This window comes from Pseudorhodobacter ferrugineus DSM 5888 (assembly GCF_000420745.1).
Taxonomy (GTDB): domain Bacteria; phylum Pseudomonadota; class Alphaproteobacteria; order Rhodobacterales; family Rhodobacteraceae; genus Pseudorhodobacter; species Pseudorhodobacter ferrugineus.
The window spans coordinates 88,893-107,793 of record NZ_ATVN01000005.1 but is presented as its reverse complement, the minus strand read 5'-3'; the positions used below and the strand labels follow the sequence as shown (position 1 = coordinate 107,793).

Annotated in this window: 16 protein-coding genes and 3 tRNA genes; 5 read left to right on the top strand and 14 right to left on the bottom strand. The window is 58.4% G+C overall.

Features of this window, described 5'->3' with window-relative positions:
• Positions 1-48: 48 nt before the first annotated feature.
• The 5 genes from G560_RS0106345 to G560_RS0106325 all read right to left on the bottom strand — a co-directional run bounded on the left by G560_RS0106345 (position 49) and on the right by G560_RS0106325 (position 7,241).
• Positions 49-822: a DUF2189 domain-containing protein gene (locus G560_RS0106345; RefSeq protein ID WP_028913801.1), complete on the bottom strand. Its 774-nt coding sequence runs from the start codon at positions 820-822 to the stop codon at positions 49-51.
• 88 nt (positions 823-910) lie between these two features.
• Positions 911-2,038, bottom strand: coding sequence for a peptide chain release factor 2 (gene prfB / locus G560_RS0106340; RefSeq protein WP_022703471.1), 1,128 nt, complete (start codon positions 2,036-2,038; stop codon positions 911-913).
• Positions 2,039-2,159: 121 nt separating this feature from the next.
• The gene (locus G560_RS0106335; RefSeq protein ID WP_022703470.1) at positions 2,160-4,718 is read right to left on the bottom strand and encodes a penicillin-binding protein 1A; all 2,559 of its coding nucleotides are present in this window, start codon (positions 4,716-4,718) and stop codon (positions 2,160-2,162) included.
• A 119-nt stretch (positions 4,719-4,837) separates the two neighbouring features.
• A complete protein-coding gene (locus tag G560_RS0106330; RefSeq protein WP_022703469.1) occupies positions 4,838-6,040 on the bottom strand; it encodes an N-acetylmuramoyl-L-alanine amidase in 1,203 nt (400 codons plus the stop codon).
• A 49-nt stretch (positions 6,041-6,089) separates the two neighbouring features.
• Complete coding sequence (locus G560_RS0106325; RefSeq protein ID WP_022703468.1) at positions 6,090-7,241, bottom strand: pyridoxal phosphate-dependent aminotransferase; 1,152 nt, start codon at positions 7,239-7,241, stop codon at positions 6,090-6,092.
• A 125-nt stretch (positions 7,242-7,366) separates the two neighbouring features.
• On the opposite strand from G560_RS0106325, the gene G560_RS0106320 reads away from it, so the two are divergent.
• Positions 7,367-8,110 (top strand): DsbA family protein, encoded by a 744-nt coding sequence (locus G560_RS0106320; RefSeq protein WP_022703467.1) that lies wholly within the window; start codon positions 7,367-7,369, stop codon positions 8,108-8,110.
• An 80-nt stretch (positions 8,111-8,190) separates the two neighbouring features.
• Here G560_RS0106320 and ispG read toward each other — a convergent pair whose 3' ends face one another.
• The 4 genes from ispG to G560_RS0106300 all read right to left on the bottom strand — a co-directional run bounded on the left by ispG (position 8,191) and on the right by G560_RS0106300 (position 12,719).
• Positions 8,191-9,336 carry a flavodoxin-dependent (E)-4-hydroxy-3-methylbut-2-enyl-diphosphate synthase gene (gene ispG / locus G560_RS0106315; protein WP_022703466.1) on the bottom strand — a complete coding sequence of 382 codons (1,146 nt, stop codon included), beginning with the start codon at positions 9,334-9,336 and terminating at the stop codon, positions 8,191-8,193.
• A gap of 85 nt (positions 9,337-9,421) precedes the next feature.
• A complete protein-coding gene (locus tag G560_RS0106310) occupies positions 9,422-10,639 on the bottom strand; it encodes a helix-turn-helix domain-containing protein (protein WP_028913800.1) in 1,218 nt (405 codons plus the stop codon).
• 116 nt (positions 10,640-10,755) lie between these two features.
• Positions 10,756-11,979, bottom strand: a complete 1,224-nt coding sequence (gene hemA, locus G560_RS0106305; RefSeq protein WP_022703464.1) for a 5-aminolevulinate synthase — start codon at positions 11,977-11,979, stop codon at positions 10,756-10,758.
• Between the two features lie 149 nt (positions 11,980-12,128).
• Positions 12,129-12,719, bottom strand: coding sequence for a hypothetical protein (locus tag G560_RS0106300; protein WP_022703463.1), 591 nt, complete (start codon positions 12,717-12,719; stop codon positions 12,129-12,131).
• Positions 12,720-12,842: 123 nt separating this feature from the next.
• Here G560_RS0106300 and G560_RS0106295 point away from each other — a divergent pair, with 123 nt between their 5' ends.
• From G560_RS0106295 to G560_RS0106275, 4 genes are all read left to right on the top strand, one after another.
• Positions 12,843-14,234 carry a M20/M25/M40 family metallo-hydrolase gene (locus G560_RS0106295; protein ID WP_022703462.1) on the top strand — a complete coding sequence of 464 codons (1,392 nt, stop codon included), beginning with the start codon at positions 12,843-12,845 and terminating at the stop codon, positions 14,232-14,234.
• A gap of 247 nt (positions 14,235-14,481) precedes the next feature.
• Complete coding sequence (locus G560_RS0106290; protein ID WP_022703461.1) at positions 14,482-14,925, top strand: GNAT family N-acetyltransferase; 444 nt, start codon at positions 14,482-14,484, stop codon at positions 14,923-14,925.
• Between the two features lie 176 nt (positions 14,926-15,101).
• Positions 15,102-16,412 (top strand): NAD(P)/FAD-dependent oxidoreductase, encoded by a 1,311-nt coding sequence (locus tag G560_RS0106280; RefSeq protein WP_028913798.1) that lies wholly within the window; start codon positions 15,102-15,104, stop codon positions 16,410-16,412.
• Between the two features lie 12 nt (positions 16,413-16,424).
• The gene (locus G560_RS0106275) at positions 16,425-16,778 is read left to right on the top strand and encodes a DUF5368 domain-containing protein (protein ID WP_022703458.1); all 354 of its coding nucleotides are present in this window, start codon (positions 16,425-16,427) and stop codon (positions 16,776-16,778) included.
• Between the two features lie 145 nt (positions 16,779-16,923).
• Here the strand turns inward: G560_RS0106275 and G560_RS0106270 are convergent.
• The 5 genes from G560_RS0106270 to G560_RS0106245 all read right to left on the bottom strand — a co-directional run bounded on the left by G560_RS0106270 (position 16,924) and on the right by G560_RS0106245 (position 18,639).
• A tRNA-Asp gene (locus G560_RS0106270) sits at positions 16,924-17,000 on the bottom strand.
• Positions 17,001-17,033: 33 nt separating this feature from the next.
• A tRNA-Asp gene (locus G560_RS0106265) sits at positions 17,034-17,110 on the bottom strand.
• Between the two features lie 79 nt (positions 17,111-17,189).
• On the bottom strand, positions 17,190-18,125 hold the full coding sequence (locus tag G560_RS0106260; RefSeq protein ID WP_022703457.1) for a pirin family protein: 936 nt from the start codon (positions 18,123-18,125) through the stop codon (positions 17,190-17,192).
• A gap of 107 nt (positions 18,126-18,232) precedes the next feature.
• Positions 18,233-18,308, bottom strand: a tRNA-Val gene (locus G560_RS0106255).
• A gap of 178 nt (positions 18,309-18,486) precedes the next feature.
• The gene (locus G560_RS0106245) at positions 18,487-18,639 is read right to left on the bottom strand and encodes a hypothetical protein (RefSeq protein WP_162140852.1); all 153 of its coding nucleotides are present in this window, start codon (positions 18,637-18,639) and stop codon (positions 18,487-18,489) included.
• Between the last annotated feature and the right edge of the window lie 262 nt (positions 18,640-18,901).

Genomic DNA, 18,901 nt, shown 5'->3' with positions numbered 1-18,901 from the left:
ACAGATAAGGGCACCCATCGCGGGTGCCCTTTTTCAGTCCACGCGCCGCTATGCCAAGGCGCGGCGATAGAGGTGCCAGCTTGCATGACCCAACAGCGGCAATGTGGCGAACAACCCCAAAAACCCCAAGGCAATGCCGCCAAACAGCAACACTGCGATCAACAGTCCCCACACCAGCATGACGACCGGATTGGTCAGCACCACAGAAACAGACGTAATCATGGCGGTAACAAAATCGACCTCGCGGTCCAGCAGCAGCGGCAGGCTGACCACAGTCAGCGAAAACAGCACCCCGGAAAACACGGCCCCCACTAAGGTGCCGATAGCCAGCATGGTCAGCCCGTTCAAGGTAAAAAACACATCCAGCGACGTGCTGATATTGGTCATGGCCTGAAGCCCCATGAACAACGCAAAAATCATATGGGCCAGAAAGTTCCAGAATAAAAAGAACACCACAACAACCACCGCAATAGACGGGATCTGGCGGTCTTTTTGAAGCGCAATGACGCCCAGAACCGCAGACCAGCTGAGCGGCTCCCCCGCCTCCAACCTCCGGCTTACCTCATACAACCCGCAGGCGATGAACGGGCCAAGAATGGGAAACCCTGCCGCCGCAGGCAAAGTCCACCAGATCTGCCCTGTGGCGGTCAGCGCATACAGGATCAGCCAGCCGCCCGCGACATAAACCGCCGCAAAGAACAGGCCAAAGCGCGGTGCGGCACGAAAATCGGCCCAACCTGCCATGAGCGCCGCCAAAAGGTCGCCCATATCAAGTATCAGGACTTCGGGTTTCTTTGCGCCTTGCGCTGGAGCTTGGGACATTCACACCTCCTACATGTCAGGCAAAAGCCTATCGTGGGGGCGCGCGCTAACAAAGATGTATTTGATATACGACGATAAAACTGCCGTCTTAGTCGCTGGAATTGGCCTCGGCCCGCGATTTACCGGAAACGTCCATCGCAAGAGTGGCAGCCATGAACTTGTCCAAGTCCCCGTCCAGCACACCTTGGCTGTCGGATGTCTCCACCCCTGTGCGCAGGTCTTTGACCATTTGGTAGGGCTGCAACACATACGACCGGATCTGGTTGCCCCAGCCTGCATCGCCCTTGCTTTCATGGGCCGCGTTGATGGCGGCGTTGCGCTTGTCCAATTCCATTTGGTAGAGCCGCGAGCGCAGCGCGTTCATCGCAATTTCGCGGTTTTGGTGCTGCGATTTCATGGATGACGTCACGACGATATTGGTTGGCAAGTGGGTGATCCGCACCGCCGAGTCGGTGGTGTTGACGTGCTGCCCGCCCGCACCGGACGACCGGTAGGTATCAATCCGGATGTCTTTGTCAGGGATATCAATTTCGATATTGTCATCCACTACCGGATAGACCCAGACGGACGAAAACGAGGTGTGGCGGCGCGCGGCACTGTCATAGGGGCTGATCCGGACAAGGCGGTGAACACCCGATTCCGATTTCAACCAGCCGTAAGCGTTTGGGCCGGAAATCTTGTAGGCCGCCGATTTGATACCCGCCTCTTCGCCGTCCGACATCGACTGCAATTCAACCTTATAGCCTTTTTTCTCCGCCCAGCGGACATACATGCGCGCCAGCATGGACGCCCAATCACAGCTTTCTGTGCCGCCTGCGCCAGCGTTCACCTCAAGGAAAGTGTCGTTGCCATCAGCCTCGCCGTTCAGCAGCGCCTCCAGCTCTTTGCCACGTGCCAGCTCCAGCAAGGCGCGCAAGGCATCCTCGGCCTCGGTCACGATCTCGGCGTCATTTTCCGCCTCGCCCATCTCGATCAATTCAACATTGTCGCGCAGGCCCGTTTCAATCAGGCGGTAGGTGGACAGTTGGTCCAAAACGCCTTGACGTTCGCGCATCAGTTTTTGCGCCTTGGCCGGATCATTCCACAGATCGGGATTTTCGATCATGGCGTTGAATTCTTCCAGCCGGTGCGGCGCGGTTTCCAGATCCATGCGCTGCCCCAAAAGGGCAAGCGATTTGCGGATGGTTTCCACATTGGATTGGGTTTCGGCGCGCATAAAGCATTCCTTGCAGGGCATGGTCGTGATGGGTTGGATAGGCCAGCTTAGGGGCGGGTGATAGCGGTTTGGGCGGGCTTGGGCAAGGGTGCCCCGCCAGCCCACTCGTTACCGCCACCCGTTAATAAAGCCCGCCGGAACTGAGCGTGCCAAAGTCTGCCTTTTTCGGCAGCACCTTGGTTTTGCCGCTGGCGGTCGTGACCGATTGTCCCGAATCGCCACCCGTATCCGTTTCACCATAGGCAAAAAGTGGCAGGTTGGAACCCATACCAAACCCACCATCGACCATCATGCCAAGGCTGTTGATCGGGTCTTCGCCTTCACGGAAGTATTCCGAAATCACATTGTCGCCCGTGGCATCGTCAGAGAGAACCGCGCCGGTAAAGCGGTCGATTTTCTTGAAATAGCCGCCCGGTGGCACCTTAAATTTGGTTCCGCCATATTTCGCCACGGCCGTTTTCATAAAACGCTCAAAGACAGGGCCGCAAAGGGTGCCGCCATAGGCCTTGCCCATGCTGCGCGGGCTGTCATAGCCGATATAGCAGCCCGCCGCGATGTTCGACGAAAAGCCCACGAACCATACATCTTTGGCGTCATTCGTGGTGCCGGTTTTGCCTGCAATCGGCACCGGCAAGTTGATGCCCTTGGCAGTGCCGCGAACAACAACACCTTCCATCATCGAGGTCAGCTGATAGGCGGTAATTGCATCCATCACGCGTTCACGGCTTGAACTTATGTCGGGCAGTTCGTTCGGGTTCAACGATGCCAATTGGCAATCGTCGCATTTGCGCTGGTCATGGCGATAAACGGTACGGCCATAACGGTCTTGAACGCGGTCCACCAGCGTCGGTTCCACGCGTTCGCCGCCATTGGCAAACATCGCATAGGCCGCGACCATCTTGAACAAGGTGGTTTCTTCCGACCCCAGCGCGTTGGCCAGAAACTGGCCCATTTTGTCATAAACGCCAAAGCGTTCGGCATAGCCTGCAACCACATCCATGCCGATTTCTTCGGCGATACGAATTGTCATCAGGTTGCGTGACTGTTCAATCCCCGTGCGCACAGGGGTTGGCCCATAGAATTTGTTGGACGAGTTGCGTGGCCGCCAGATGCCTTGCGGGGTGTTCACCTCGATCGGCGCATCGACAACGATGGTGGCGGGGGTAAAGCCGCTGTCGAGTGCCGCCGCATAGACAAAGGGCTTAAAGCTGGAACCGGGCTGGCGTTGCGCCTGTGTGGCGCGGTTGAACACCGAATGCTGATAGGAAAACCCGCCCTGCATGGCCAAAACGCGGCCAGAATCCACGTCCATCGCCATGAAAGCACCTTGCACCTCGGGCACTTGGCGCAGAGTCCAACGGATAAAGCTGCCATCGTCATCTTTGGTCATGGCGCGCACATGCACCACATCACCCACACTGACCAGATCGCCCGCCACAGTGGCCTTTTTGCCAAGCCGGCCATCGGCCTGACGTTTGCGCGCCCAAGTCACATCTTCCGGCGGAATAAAGTGGCCGTCTTCGTCTTCGGCCACGCCTTCAATCCCGATCCGCGCCGATGTTTCGCCGATTTCCAGCACGATCGCCGCTTTCCAGCCATCAATATCGCGGGCAACATCGGCGGCGGCCAGCGCCTCGCGCCAGCCTTCCTCAGACGACAGCAGGCTGGGGTCAATCACGCGGCGGGTGCCATTCCAGATGCCCTGCCCGCGGTCAAACCCTTCAAGACCCGCCTGTAACGCCTTGGCGGCCTCGGTTTGCAATTCGCGGTCAACGGTTGCGCGGATGGTCAGACCACCGCCGAAAAACTCATCCTCGCCAAAGGTGCCGGACAGTTGGCGGCGGATTTCATCGGAGAAATAATCGCGCGGTGGAAGGGCATCGCGGAACGCCGGAAAATCGCCGTTTTGGACCGATTTCAGCGGCAGTTCCTTTTCCGACCGATATGTCGCCTCGTCGATATAACCGTTCTGCCACATTTCGCGCAGCACATAATCGCGCCGTTCGGTCACACGCTTTTTGGCGGTGACGGGGTGGTATTTGCCCGGCGCTTGCGGCATCGAGGCCAGCATCGCTGCCTCATGCGGGGCAAGTTCGCTTAGGGTTTTATTGAAATAGGTCTGCGCAGCAGCAGCCACACCATAAGAGTTCTGGCCCAGGAAAATCTCGTTCAGATACAGCTCAAGAATCTTTTCCTTGCTCAGCGTTTCTTCAATCCGTGTCGCAAGAATGATCTCCTTGATCTTGCGTTCGGCTTTGCGCTCTCCACCTAAAAGAAAGTTTTTCATGACCTGCTGCGTGATGGTGGACGCACCGCGCACCGTTTCGCCGCGCGACCGCACCGCCTCAATCGCTGCCGCAGCAATACCGCGCGCGTCATAGCCGTGGTGGGTGTAAAAATTCTTGTCCTCGGCGCTGATAAAGGCGTGTTTGATCAGCTCGGGGATTTCCTCGCTGCTGACAAAAATCCGGCGTTCCTTGGCGAATTCGTCCATCATGCTGCCTTCGCCCGAATAGACGCGGCTGATGGTGGGCGGCGCGTATTGGGCCAGGCTTTCGTGGCTGGGCAAGTCGCGGCTGTACATGTAGAAAATCGCGCCAATCGACAGGGCTGCGAAAAACACGCCCAGCGTCAGCAAAGTGAAAATGCCGCCAAAAAATGACCCAATGAACCGTATCAAGGCATATTCCCCATATTATCCGATCAGACCTATATAGAGCATATAGAGTGGGGTCAAAAGAACTCCCCATCATCATGGCGTGATCTTGCGCAATTTATCGGGAACTCATCACATTTGGCCTATTGGCCGCCATTCAAGGCCGCCTCGGCTGCGGCCCATTTGGTCAAACCCGTACCCAGTGCTGCAATCATCCTTGCGCGCCACGCGGGGTCGGTCAAATGGGCCAGGTCACGGTCGGACGATAAAAACCCCAGTTCGATCAGAATAGACGGAATATCGGGTGATTTGAGCACCGAAAACCCACCGGATTGGATCGGTTTTCGGTGCATCCGTAGGCCTTCGGCCTTAATTTCGGCTTTCAAAGCCTCGGCTAGCCTATCCACCCGCGGCGTGGTTTGGGTGCGGGCCATATCCATCAGCACATGGGCGATCAGATCGTCTTGTTCGGTCAAATCAATCCCGGCCAGCAGATCATCACGGTCGTGGCGTTCGGCAAGGGCTTTGGACGCCTCATCTGTCGCATCATTTGAAAGCGTGTAGAGCGTCGCCCCCGAGGCATCGCCTTCGGCCAAAGCATCGGCATGAAGCGAGATCAGCACATTGGCCCCCGCCGCACGCGCCACCGATATCCGCGCCTCGAGTGGGACGAAAACATCCTCGTCGCGGGTCAGGATCACCAGAAAATCACCACTGCGCTGCAAGGCCTCTTTGAATTCGCGCGCAAAAGTAAGGACCAGATCAGCTTCGCGGTGGCCATCGTTTTCGGCGCCGGGGTCGATGCCACCGTGGCCGGGGTCCAGCACCACAACCAGCGGCCCTGCCCCGTGTGGAAGGACTTTTGGCACATCAGCAGGTTTCGGCAAGGCCCAGCCTTCGGGTTCGGGGGCAGCAGCAAGGACGGCGAAATCCTGCTGCGACGCTGGGGCAAGGGTTACGTTGATCCGCGCTCCCTCTGTCCCTGCCGTATCCATTGCCGCCGATTTGACCGCGAATGGCCCCGACAGCTCCAACACCAGCCGCGACCAGCCCGGGCGAAACACGCCTGCGCGCAAATCAACCACGGCATCACTACGGCGCGGAACTGCGGCGATTTGCGCAAAATCCACCTCGCGCGTGTCAAGGATCAGGCGCGGCGGCGTGTCCAGCACCCGCACCCGCCACGGCACCGATTGTGAAATGGTCAGGTCAAGCGACACCCCGCGCCCGCTGTCTGTAATGCTTGATGTTTCGGGCAAAAGCCGCGCAATCGCTGACAGGTCCTGCGCCCAAACGGGTGCCGCACCCATCCAGATCGTCGCGATTATGCCCAATACTGCCCGCATGCTTCCCCCGTTTTGCACCTTTATCCGGGTTGTGCGGCCGAATGTAAATTCACAGCTTGGAATACTGGCCCATAAACGCTGCCAGCCGCGCAAGCCCCGTCATGATCTCCTCCGTGCTGCGGGCATAGGAAAAGCGCAAGGTCTGCGCGCCGCGAACGGGGTCGAAATCCAGCCCGGGGGTGACAGCTACACCCGCCTGTTCAAGGATTTGTGCTGCAAAACCAAGGCTGTCATCGGTCAGATCCGACACATCGGCATAGATATAGAACGCCCCATCGGGGGGCGCGATTTTGGTAAAACCCGCCGCGCGCAGGCCCTCTAGCATCAATTGGCGGTTCTGGGCGTAAACGGTGCGGTTGGCCTCCAGCTCGGGCACGCAATCCAAGGCGGCAAGGGCGGCGATTTGGCTGGCATGGGGCGGGCAAATGAACATGTTTTGCGCCAGCCGTTCGATCAGCCGCACATGGTCCTGCGGCACCACCATCCAGCCCACGCGCCAGCCTGTCATGCTGAAATATTTAGAAAAGGAGTTGATGACGTAGCAATCATCGCTGATTTCCAAGGCCGAGGTCGCACGGTCGCCGTAATGCAGCCCGTGGTAAATCTCATCCGAGATAAAGGCAATGTCATGCGCCGCACAATGATCCATCAGCGACTTGAGGGCTGCATGGTCCAGCATGGTGCCCGATGGGTTGCCGGGGCTGGCCACGATCATCCCAGCCATTTGAATGCCAGCCATATCGGCAGGGGTCGGTTGCAGGCGGTTCATAACGCTCGCCGGAATACCCACGGGGGTCAGCGACAAGGCCCGCAGGATTTGGCGATACGATGGATAGCCCGGCTCGCCCAGACCCACACGGTCGCCCGCCTCAAACAGCGCGGTAAAGGCCAAAAGGAAGGCCGCAGACGACCCCGAAGTCACTACTACACGCGCAGGGTCCAGCGTTACGCCGTACCAGCGTTGGTACAACGCCGCGATGCCTGCGCGAAGCTCTGGCAGGCCAAGCGCCACGGTATAACCAAGCGCACCATGCCCCATCGCCGCCGTCACCGCATCGCGCGCGCCTTTGGGTGCGGGTGTGCCGGGTTGGCCTACTTCCATATGGATGATGCTGCGCCCTGCGGCCTCGGCTGCGCGTGCGGCTTCCATCACATCCATCACAATAAAGGGATCAACGGCCCCGCGCCTTGATACTCGCATCTTTTCGCCCCTATGCTGCGTTTGGTCACGGGCAATTGGGTTGCCCTGCCCCCCTGCAATCGGGCATGAGGGGGAAAAGGTCAACCATGACGGGGCCGTCCCCCCCGTGTCACCGGAGCATATGCATGAAAAAACTGATCGCCACCACAGCCCTTGCCTTGGCCCTTGCAACGCCCGTCTTTGCGCAAAGCAAACTGTCGGATGCCGAGCGCACGGATTTCCGCGCCGAAGTGCGGGCCTATCTGATGGAAAACCCCGAGGTGCTGATGGAAGCAATCGCGGTCCTGGAAGAGCGGCGCAATGATGAAGAGGCCAACAATGATCTGGCGCTGCTGGCGGCCAATTCCGACGAGATTTTGAATGATCCGGCAAGCTGGGTGGGTGGCAATCCTGACGGCGATATCACCTTGGTGGAATTCATGGATTACCGCTGCGGATATTGCAAAAAAGCGTTCGAGAAAGTGTCCGAGCTGATCAAATCAGACGGCAATATCCGCTTTGTTGTCAAAGAGTTCCCGATCCTTGGGCCACAATCCGAGATGGCATCCCGCTTTGCCGTGGCAGTGCTGCAGGTTGAAGGGGCCGAGGCTTATGAGAAAGCCCATGACGCGCTGATGGTGATGAAGGGCGATGTGACCAATGAAAGCCTTGCCACCCTTGGCGCCGAGGTTGGGCTGAAAGATGTGGCGGCGGTTGTGGCGCATATGGACGCGCCCGAGGTGACCTCGGTGATCGAGGCAAACCGCGCGCTGGCGCAGCGGCTGGACATCAATGGCACGCCGACCTTTGTAATCGACCAGACATTGGTGCGCGGCTATGTGCCGCTGGACGGGATGCGCCAGATCGTGGAGGGTCAGCGCAAAGGCTGAGGTTGGTTTTTACCGACCAGCGCCGGGGGTTTCCCACCCCCGGACCCCCGTGGAGTATTTTTACCAAGATGAAGGCGAAGTTATAGCAACGCCTTCGACGCTTGTTCTGCGACCGCAAGCTCTGCGGCCTCAAGCTCTGCCGCCTTCTTTTCGACCTGTTCGACGATGTGGTCAATCATGCCGTCATTGCCCAGTTTATGGCTTTGTTTGCCGGCAAGATAGACCATCCCCGACCCTGCCCCACCGCCGGTAAAGCCGATATCGGTCATCAAAGCCTCGCCAGGGCCATTGACCACGCAGCCGATGATGGAAAGGCTGAGCGAGGTGGTGATATGGGCCAAGCGGTTTTCAAGTTCGGTTACTGTTTTGATCACGTCAAAGCCTTGGCGCGCACAAGACGGGCAGGAAATGATGGTCACACCACGGTGGCGCAAGCCAAGTGATTTTAGGATTTCAAACCCGACCTTCACCTCTTCGACCGGATCGGCGGACAGGGACACGCGGATCGTGTCGCCGATACCGGACCACAAGAGGTTGCCAAGGCCGATCGCGGATTTCACGGTGCCGGACTGTAGGCCGCCTGCCTCGGTAATGCCGAGATGGATCGGCGCATCGGTAACATCGGCCAGTTGTTGATAGGCGGCAGCGGCCATGAACACATCTGACGCCTTCACGCTGATCTTGAATTCGTGAAAATCATTGTCTTGCAAAATCTTGATATGGTCCAAACCCGATTCCACCATCGCATCAGGGCAAGGTTCGCCATATTTATCAAGTAGATGACGCTCCAGTGACCCGGCGTTTACGCCAATACGGATAGAACAGCCATGGTCCTTGGCAGCCTTGATCACTTCGCGCACGCGCGACGAATCGCCGATATTACCGGGATTGATGCGCAAACACGCAGCCCCCGCCTCGGCAGCCTCAATCGCACGTTTGTAGTGGAAATGAATATCGGCGACGATAGGCACGGGAGATTCGTAGCAAATCTCACGCAGGGCCAAGGCGCTTTCGCGATCAGGCGCAGACACACGCACGATATCGGCACCCGCCACGGCACAGCGCTGGATCTGTTCAATCGTGGCTTTGATATCGGTGGTCAGGGTGTTGGTCATGGTTTGCACGGAAATCGGTGCATCCCCGCCAACCGCCACCTTGCCCACCATGATCTGGCGGGATTTGCGGCGGGCAATATTGCGCCAGGGTCGGATGGGATTATGTGTCATAGGCAGCACTCATGCGGTGATTGCGGTTACCCCTTAGCTAGGGCGAAAGCGGCGCAAGGGCAACGCCCTTAGGCCGCGAAACCGATCACAAAGACGGGCTGGACGGGCAAAGCACCAAGGCATTGTTGGCATCGGCCACAGCCACAGATTGGCCGGCTTCGACCGCAGGGAAAGTTCCCTGTACAGCTTCGGCAGTCAACACAACGTTTTTCACGACCTGCGCGCCCGGAGCCGAAGGGCCAAAGGTTTTGCCATTGACCGTGAAATAAACCGATCCGGAGTTGCCAGCCCGCAATACAGGCGCATCCTCGAGCAAGGGAACCGAATAGCGTTCGCAGGCGTCCAGCACTTTTTCAAACAAAACCGTGCCATCGGCCGAAGACACACGCACCCAAGACGGGCGCACAGCCAGCAATTCAACAGTGTTCGGGTCCGATGCCACGACTTGTACATCAGTTCCAACGTCGGTTTCGCCCGTCACAGGTTCAACAGCGGCGGCAACCAAGGTTTCACCGCGCTGCGGGTCAATCGCCGCAATCGGGCCATCACGTGACGTCAGAACCGGCACATCCAAAGCTTGCGGGCGGTACAGACGGTCTGACCGAACCGGCGCTGTGATATCAGCGGCAAGCGTGTCTTGCGCCGATGCGGGTTCCGCAACCGGGGCTTCGGGGGCAGAGCGTACCAAGGGTGCCACGCCTTGCACATTGCCCAGTGGGTCAATCTCGGCCACCACTTGTGGGGCTTGATCCACGGGGGCAAGCTGCACGCGCTGCACCTCTTGCAAAACCGACCAACCGCCATAGCCAAGGCCACCGATCAGACCCAACAGCACCAAAAGCGAGCCGATCGCACTGGGTTCAACACGCGAAAACATCGTCTCGCTGCGGGGCACAAAGGATGCATTCGGATTTGCCAGCGGGTCGCCAAAATCCTGAACCTTGCTGCGGGCCTGCGAAATACGGGCGGGCGATGCCGCCGCCGACATGCCATGCGCCAAGGTAAAATTCGCTTCGCGGCAAAACTTGGCATAAGCCCAATCGGGATCCATCCCCAGATAGCGCGCATAAGACCGCACATATCCGGCAACAAAGCCTTGGGTTTCAAAGGCAGACACATCGCAATTTTCAATGGCGGCAACATAAGTCGCTTTGACCTTCAACTCGCGTTGAACATCCAGCAATGATTTGCCCAAGGTCGCACGCTCACCGCGCATAAGATCACCAAGACGCAACTCGAAATCGTCAAAACCTTTAGGCTTGTCGATCTCAGACGTCGAAGGCGCTTTCCTCCGGCCGATCATAAAATTTGCCCCACAACTGCCCCAAACCACGTTCGAGTCGTTTTTCCATCGACCCATAACCTTCGTATTGTGGATAACTTAGCACAAAGCAACTGAGTTTGCATCCGCAGAACAACTTAGGCCGACAACTCGGCACGATTCAGCGCACATTGCTGCCAAAGCGTGTCCATTGCCTTCACCAAACCGTCAATTTGTGCCGCATCGTGAACAGGTGACGGGGTAAACCGCAACCGTTCGGTGCCGCGCGGCACTGTCGGAAAGTTGATTGGCTGCACATAAATGCCGAATCGCTCCAGCAACATGTCGGACAAAGCCTTGCAATGCACAGGGTTACCGACATGCACGGGCACAATATGGCTGCCATGGTCGATCAGCGGCAGCCCGATAGATTTCAGCCGATCTTTCAAGATGCGCGCATGCAACTGCTGCGCATCGCGCAAATGCTGCGCGGTTTTCAAATAGCGCACAGAAGCCGCGGCACCTGCCGCGACCGCAGGCGGCATCGACGAGGTGAAAATGAACCCAGGCGCATAGGACCGCACCGCATCACACATTTTTGCCGACGCGGCGATATACCCACCCGCCACGCCATAAGCCTTGGCCAAGGTGCCGTTGATAATATCAAGGCGGTGCATCAGCCCGTCACGTTCGGCAACCCCTGCCCCGCGCGGCCCGTACATGCCAACGGCGTGAACCTCGTCAATATAGGTCAGCGCGCCAAATTCATCGGCCAGATCGCACAGCTCTTTGATCGGGCCAAAATCGCCGTCCATCGAATAGATAGACTCGAACGCGATCATTTTCGGCGCGGCCGGATCGTCGGCGGCCAACAATTCGCGCAGATGGGCAACATCATTATGACGGAAAATCCGCTTGGCGCCACCGTTGCGGCGCACACCTTCGATCATCGACGCATGGTTCAGCCCATCGGAATAAATGATCAGGCCGGGAAACAGCTTTGGCAGCGTCGAAAGCGTCGCGTCATTGGCGTTGTAGGCCGATGTGAACACCAAAGCAGCCTCTTTGCCGTGCAGATCGGCCAGCTCGGCCTCTAGCCGGTTATGGTACACCGTAGTGCCGGAAATATTGCGTGTACCACCAGATCCCGCACCCGTTGCTTCCAACGCCTCGGCCATTGCGGCCAAAACCACCGGATGCTGGCCCATGCCCAAATAGTCATTGCCGCACCAAACGGTAATATCCTTTTCTGTCCCGTCGGTTTTGCGCCAAACAGCCGAAGGATAGGCCCCTTTGCGACGCTCGATATCAATGAAGGTGCGATACCGGCCCTCTTCGTGCAATCGGTTCAGGGCGGCATCGAGGGCGGCTTCATAATTCATAAGTATCTCCAAGCGTCTTGCAACGAATCAGGATAATCCAAGGCAAGTTGGGGCAGATTGCGGCAGATTCGCGATGACCACCTTGATATTCATCAAACTCTGTATCTCATAGTGGGCATTTTGACGCCCCCTTTTGTCACTTTTCTCCGTTACTCGGCGTCAGAAACAGAAATCGCGCAATCGGTGGCGCCTTTATCATTGCAGGCTTGCACGGCCGCTGTTTGGGCACCTGCCCCCTGTGCCAAGGCGAAAAAGCCGGTTTGGGCACTGGTCGCCATCGCACGCTCGCCCTTTTTGCCATAGTCGTTTACCAAGGCCACCGTCCCTTCGACGGACAGTTGAAGCGCGCGCGCTTCCCAGCCCTTTGGGCGCACGATGGCTGCAACCACACAGGGGCTTCCGCCCTGACGAACCTTGTCGCAACCGGCAAGCGCTGCCGCAGACGCGGCCTCAATGCTGTGATGATTGGCTACAAGCATTGTTGCCTCGGATTTCAAGATATCCTCATCCGGCGCGATCGCTGCGGCGGCATAATAGGCATAGTCGCCAACAACCTGCTGCAAAAGGGCAGCACTTTCCGGTGACAGCCCTGCGACGGGCAGCATCTCAACCTCAGACCCCGTGGGGGAAAACACCTGTTTTTCGGCCACTTTTCCGGTGACAGGTTCGGCAAAGCCGGCACCTGCCAATGTGATCAAAGCGGCGCTTGCCGCTAAAATGCGCTGTGTCATCAATTTCATTGCAAATGCTCCTGCGTTTGGGGCGAACCTTGTGTTGCAAGGGGTTTAACGGATTTTTGCGGCTCTGGACAGGGGCGGCGTGGCTGATACTCTGCGCCCAAAGTCACAAATCGGAGATGCGCGATGTCGCTTGATGCTGTTCTTGCCAAAATTGATGAAGCCTTGCCAGACGCCACCGCGCGCTTGCTGGACCTGCTGCGCATCCCGTCTATTTCGACCGATCCCGCCTTCAAGGCCGATTGTGACCGCGCGGCCGATTGGTTGGTAGATGATCTGATTTCGCTTGGCTTTGACGCCAGCAAACGGCCCACGCCCGGGCATCCGATGGTTGTCGCGCATTATAATCCGGACGGGGCCACCGGCCCACACCTTTTGTTTTACGGGCATTACGATGTGCAGCCCGTCGATCCCCTGAACCTATGGGACCGCGACCCCTTTGATCCGCAGATCGAGGACACCCCCGCAGGCCGCGTCATTCGCGGGCGCGGCGCGTCGGATGACAAAGGCCAGTTGATGACGTTTTTGGAGGCGTGCCGCGCGTGGAAGGCCAAACATGGCACCTTGCCCTGCCGCTTGACGATTTTTCTGGAGGGAGAGGAGGAATCCGGTTCTCCGTCCCTGATCCCCTTTATGGAAGAGAACGCAGACGAGCTGCGCGCCGATGTGGCGTTGATTTGTGACACGGGGCTGTTCGAATCCAAAACCCCCGCCATCGTGACCATGCTGCGCGGGTTGCTGGGCGAAGAATTGACCATTCACGGCCCCAGCAAAGACCTGCATTCCGGCATGTATGGCGGGGTGGCGCGCAATCCGATCCGTGTCCTCAGCCGGATCATCGCGGGGCTGCATGATGAAAACGGGCGCATTACCGTGCCCGGGTTTTACGATGGGGTGCCGGAACTGTCGGATGAAATGCGGGCCCAGTGGCAGGGGCTGGCCTTTGATCATGCCCGTTTCCTTGGCGATGTCGGCCTGTCGGTGCCTGCGGGCGAGGTGGACCGCACGCCTTTGGAAATGATCTGGTCGCGCCCGACCTGTGAGGTGAACGGAATTTGGGGCGGCTATACGGGGGACGGGTTCAAGACCGTTTTGCCAGCCGAAGCCCATGCCAAAATCAGTTTCCGGCTGGTGGGACGGCAAGACCCCTTTGCGATCCGCGCGGCATTTCGGGCCTATGTTCAGGCCAACCTGCCCGCCGATTGCACGGTCGAGTTCAAAGGCCACGGCAACAGCCCTGCGGGGCAGATGAGCGTGTCCCATCCCGCATTTGAGGCATCAAGAGCCGCGCTTACCGATGAATGGGGCGTGGCTGCGGCCTATGTGGGCTGTGGCGGGTCGATCCCGATTGCGGGGTATTTCAAGACCTATCTGGATATGGATGCCATGCTGATCGGGTTCGGGAAAGACGATGATCAAATCCATTCCCCGAATGAAAAATACGATCTGGAAAGCTTTCACAAAGGGATCCGGTCCTGGGCCAGAATATTGGATCGGCTGACGAAACAGGCAAAATGACCGCGCGCGGACATTTTGCTATTTTGTTTTGAAACAGCGTGTTATGAGTTTCTGTTAACCAAATATTAGGGCGTACGCGGGCTTGTCTGTACCCGTTAGAGGGACCCGCGGGATAAGGGTTTCGCGACGCGAGGCCCTTGCGGAACAAGACAGACGCCGGGGGCCAGCCCCCCCGGACCAAACCAATAGCCGGGGGGCCAGCCCCCCGGACCCCCCGGGATATTTTTGCCGAAAAGAAAGCAGGACGATGAGCCCGATGATTAGAGATGCTTTGCCCAAAGACGAAGCCCAATGGCGCGGGCTTTGGGCGCAATATCTGGCGTTTTATGATGTGACGCTGGCAGACGACGTGACCACGGCCACTTGGGGCCGGATCATAGCACAGGGCAGCCTGCTGCGCGGGCGCTTTGCGTTTGACGGGGACAGGATGCTGGGCTTTGCGTTGCACCACACGCATCTGTCGACTTGGGTTATGGCCCCCGATTGTTACCTGGAAGACCTGTTTCTAACCGAGGCCGCACGGGGTGCAGGCGCTGGCCGTGCGCTTATGGACGATTTGATCGCGATTTGCCGCGCAAAGGGCTATGCGCGATTGTACTGGCACACCGATGAAGGCAACATCCGCGCGCGCAAACTGTATGACAGCTATACGCCCACGGACGGGCATGTGCGGTATCGGGTCAAGCTATAGGCTTGTCGCCCTTTGTGATCCTTGAAACCGATCTGTGCTTGGTTTGGGCTGCTTTGGCGGCTTTGATCTGCGTGGCGGCATCCATAATTCTGCACGCAGCATGATCCAAATCAACTCTGTCACCGCAAATTTAACATATGCTTAATATTGAATGTGGGATTTCAGTGGAGGACGCCATGACCAAGCTAAAGACGAACCGCAGGCAGTTTTTCGGGCTAGCGGCAGGTGGGGCTGCGGCGATGGCTGTCACGGTCCCCAAGGCGGCGCTGTCGCAGGTTGCAACCAAGGCGCGCATTGTCATCATCGGTGCGGGAGCTGGGGGGACGGCACTTGCGAACCGCTTGGCGATAAGGCTTTCGGGGGCGCAGATCACTCTGCTCGACCAACGTGCGGAGCATATTTACCAACCCGGTCTGTCGCTGGTGGCGGCGGGGTTGAAACCGGCCGGTTACGTTACGTCGAAAACCACTGATTGGCTGCCGGACGGGGTGACGTTGATAGCCGAGGCCGCCGCTGCAATTGACCCAGAGGTCAAAACCGTGACCACGGCCAGCGGGCAAAGCCTGCCCTATGATTTTCTGGTGGTCGCCCCCGGCCTTGTGCTGGACCATGACGCGATTGAAGGGTTTTCCTTGGATATGGTCGGGAAGAACGGGATTGGCGCGCTATACGCCGGGCCGCAATATGCCGCCGCAACATGGGCTGCGGCCAAAGCCTATACCGAGACGGGTGGGGTTGGCCTGTTCACCCGCCCCGCGACCGAGATGAAATGTGCAGGGGCGCCGCTGAAACACACCTTCCTGATCGAGGATATCGCCCGCAGCGCCGGCACCCGAGGCAAGCTGGACATCCAGTATATGGCCAATAACGATGCATTGTTCGGGGTGCCTATTGTATCGGAAAAGGTGCGGATGCTGTTTGGCGACCGCGGCATTGCGCCGCAATATTCCCATGTGTTGCGCGCCATTGATGCAGGGGCCAAGACGGCGATTTTTGACACGCCCACCGGACCGGTAACGCGGGACTACGACTATATCCACGTCATCCCCCCCCAGCGCGCGCCCGAGGTGATCAGACAATCGGGCTTGAGCTGGGCCGATAAATGGACGGATCAGGGCTGGGTTGAATGCGACAAAGCCAGCCTGCGCCATCTGCGCTATCCCGATATCTGGGCGCTTGGCGACGTGGCCGGAGTGCCGAAGGGCAAGACCGCCGCCTCGGTCAAATGGCAGGTGCCGGTGGTGGAGGATGGTCTGATCGCCGCGATGACCGGGACAGAGCCAGTGCTGACCTATAACGGCTATACCTCTTGTCCGATGATCACCCGTGTCGGCCGCGCGATGCTGGTGGAGTTTGACTATAACAACAACCTGACCCCGTCTTTCCCCGGCATCATTGCCCCGCTCGAGGAGTTGTGGATCAGCTGGTTGATGAAGGAAGTTGCCCTGAAACCGACCTATAACGCCATGTTGCGTGGCCGCGCCTAAAGGAGAAACGTGATGAAAGACCTGACATTCGGCACCCTGTTGGCCGTGTTTGAAGAAATCTTTGGCCCTGGGCTGTTCTGGGCGATGGTGATCGCGGCGGTGCTGGTCACTGTGGCGTATCTTTATGTCATGATCCGCGATCGCAGCGTATCGTGGCGCAAATTCTTGCTGGCGCAACTGTCCATGCCGCTGGGCGCGATTGCGGCGGTGTGGTTTGTGCTGGCGGTGACCAGTTCCAAGCTCAGCGATCTTGGCGGCCCCGTGGATGTGATCGTGTTTTTGGGCATCGCGGTGGCGGGTGCGGTTGGCACGGCGATTCTGGTTTATACGGCGCAATCTTTGCTGCGTCGCAGCAGCGTGGAGTGACAGCAGCACCCTGCGCCTGAGTGGGGGCGTATCCCTTGCTCGATTGGCCTGCCCCGGTAACACGGTGCAGGCTTTTTTATACGCAGGTGGCGCAGGCCAAAACCTTGTAGGGAAACGACTTTGTTTTTTGGAGAAAGAAGAAAAATGGCGCGGTTGACGGGGCTCGAACCCGCGACCCCCGGCGTGACAGGCCGGTACTCTAACCAACTGAGCTACAACCGCGCATTTTCTTTACGTTCGGGGCGGGCGGATGGCTGGCGCGGTTGACGGGGCTCGAACCCGCGACCCCCGGCGTGACAGGCCGGTACTCTAACCAACTGAGCTACAACCGCGTATGCCATCCGGGCCCGCCCGAACATGAGGGGGTATTACGGAAGGCCGCGCACGGCGTCAAGCGGCCAAGTGGGTTTTTCACCTGTCGGGGGCCGGAATAAATTCGGCGTTGTCTGTGGGGGGCAATTTAAACCGGCCATGCGCCCAATCACCGGCGCGCCAAGCCTCTTTGGCGGCATCAATTTTATCGCGGCTCGAGGCGACAAAGTTCCACCAGATATGGCGCGGGCCGCCCATCGTTTCGCCACCCAGCAGCATAATACGTGCACCTTGGTCCCCTGCGCGGGCCGAAATACGGTCGCCGGGGCGAAACACCAGCATGCGACCGGCAGTGTGGGTTTCACCACTGACAGTCACCTCGCCTTGCAAGACATAGATGCCGCGGTCTTCATGCGTGTCGGGCAAGGGAATCGCTGCGTGGGGGGCAAGGGTCGCATCGGCATAGAACATTTCGGACAGCATCGGCAGCGGCGCGCGCGCGCCCCAGGCATCGCCCAGAATCAGGCGCACGGTTTTGCCCTCGCCTTCCAGCACCGGCAAATCGGCTTTGGGGGAATGGACGAAATCGGCGGGGTCTTCTTCGTGTTTTTCGGGCAGGGCAAGCCAGGTTTGCAAACCGAACAGGGTTTGCGGCACGCTGGCTGCCCCGTCCATGCGTTCGGAATGGGTGATCCCCTGCCCCGCCAGCATCCAGTTCACCGCCCCCGGTTCGATCCATTGATCGGTGCCAAGGCTGTCGCGGTGGTGCAGCTTGCCTTGCATCAGGTAGGTGACGGTTCCAAGGCCGATATGGGGGTGCGGGCGCACATCAACGCCTTTGCCCGTCAGGAATTCCGCAGGGCCGAATTGATCGAAAAAGATGAAAGGGCCGACCATTTGGCGCTGGGTCGAAGGCAAGGCGCGCCGCACCTCGAACCCGCCAAGGTCACGCGCGCGGGGGATGATAACGGTGTCTATCGCGTCAACCGCATCGCCAACGGGGATATCGGGGTCTAGGGCGGGGTTCCAACTCATATCAGCTGCTCCTGTGTTTGTTAACAAGAGGCTAGCGAGAAACGGCAAAGGTGCAAACATCCCCATGCGCAGGGGCAATGTTTATAAATGAACATAAGGGGGGTAAATGGTGGGTCGTGACGGGCTCGAACCGCCGACATCTTCGGTGTAAACGAAGCGCTCTACCAACTGAGCTAACAACCCGTTGGCGGCTGAATAGCCGATGATTCCGCGGGGTGCAAGAGGGTTTGACGCAGATTTTGTTGATTGCGCGGAATCGGGGGTTTTGGGCCAAAACATGGGCCTAAAGCCTGGCCGATCAGGCGCGCAGCGTGCGCATCAATCTGGCGGTCGGCTTCATGATCACGCGGCAAATGGGCCGTCACATCATGGGGAAATCCCGTCTGCCCTGATCCGCGCCTGCGGCGGGTTCATTGGCTGGCAAGACCATGAGTTTTGCCAATGTTTTGGCTGTGACCACTGTGGCGGCGTCACGGTGTGTTGCTGCACAGACGACTGCGGCGAAATCAGTCACGGATTTGGACAGCCCTACCGCCTGCATCTTGGCAATCTTGTGCGACCTCTTTTTTGGGGGGGTGCCGCCCACGAGCACCACGCCGGGGCACAGTTGGAACCTGCTTCATCTTTGGCCAGTATTTCATTGAAACCGCTGACATATCCGGCATGCCCATAGTCAACCGCGCGGGCGAAACGGCAAATCAGTATCTTTTTGCCCGTGAAACCCTTAACAATTCGTTACAGGACCGTTCAGTAAAATCGTTTAATATCATAGGTTT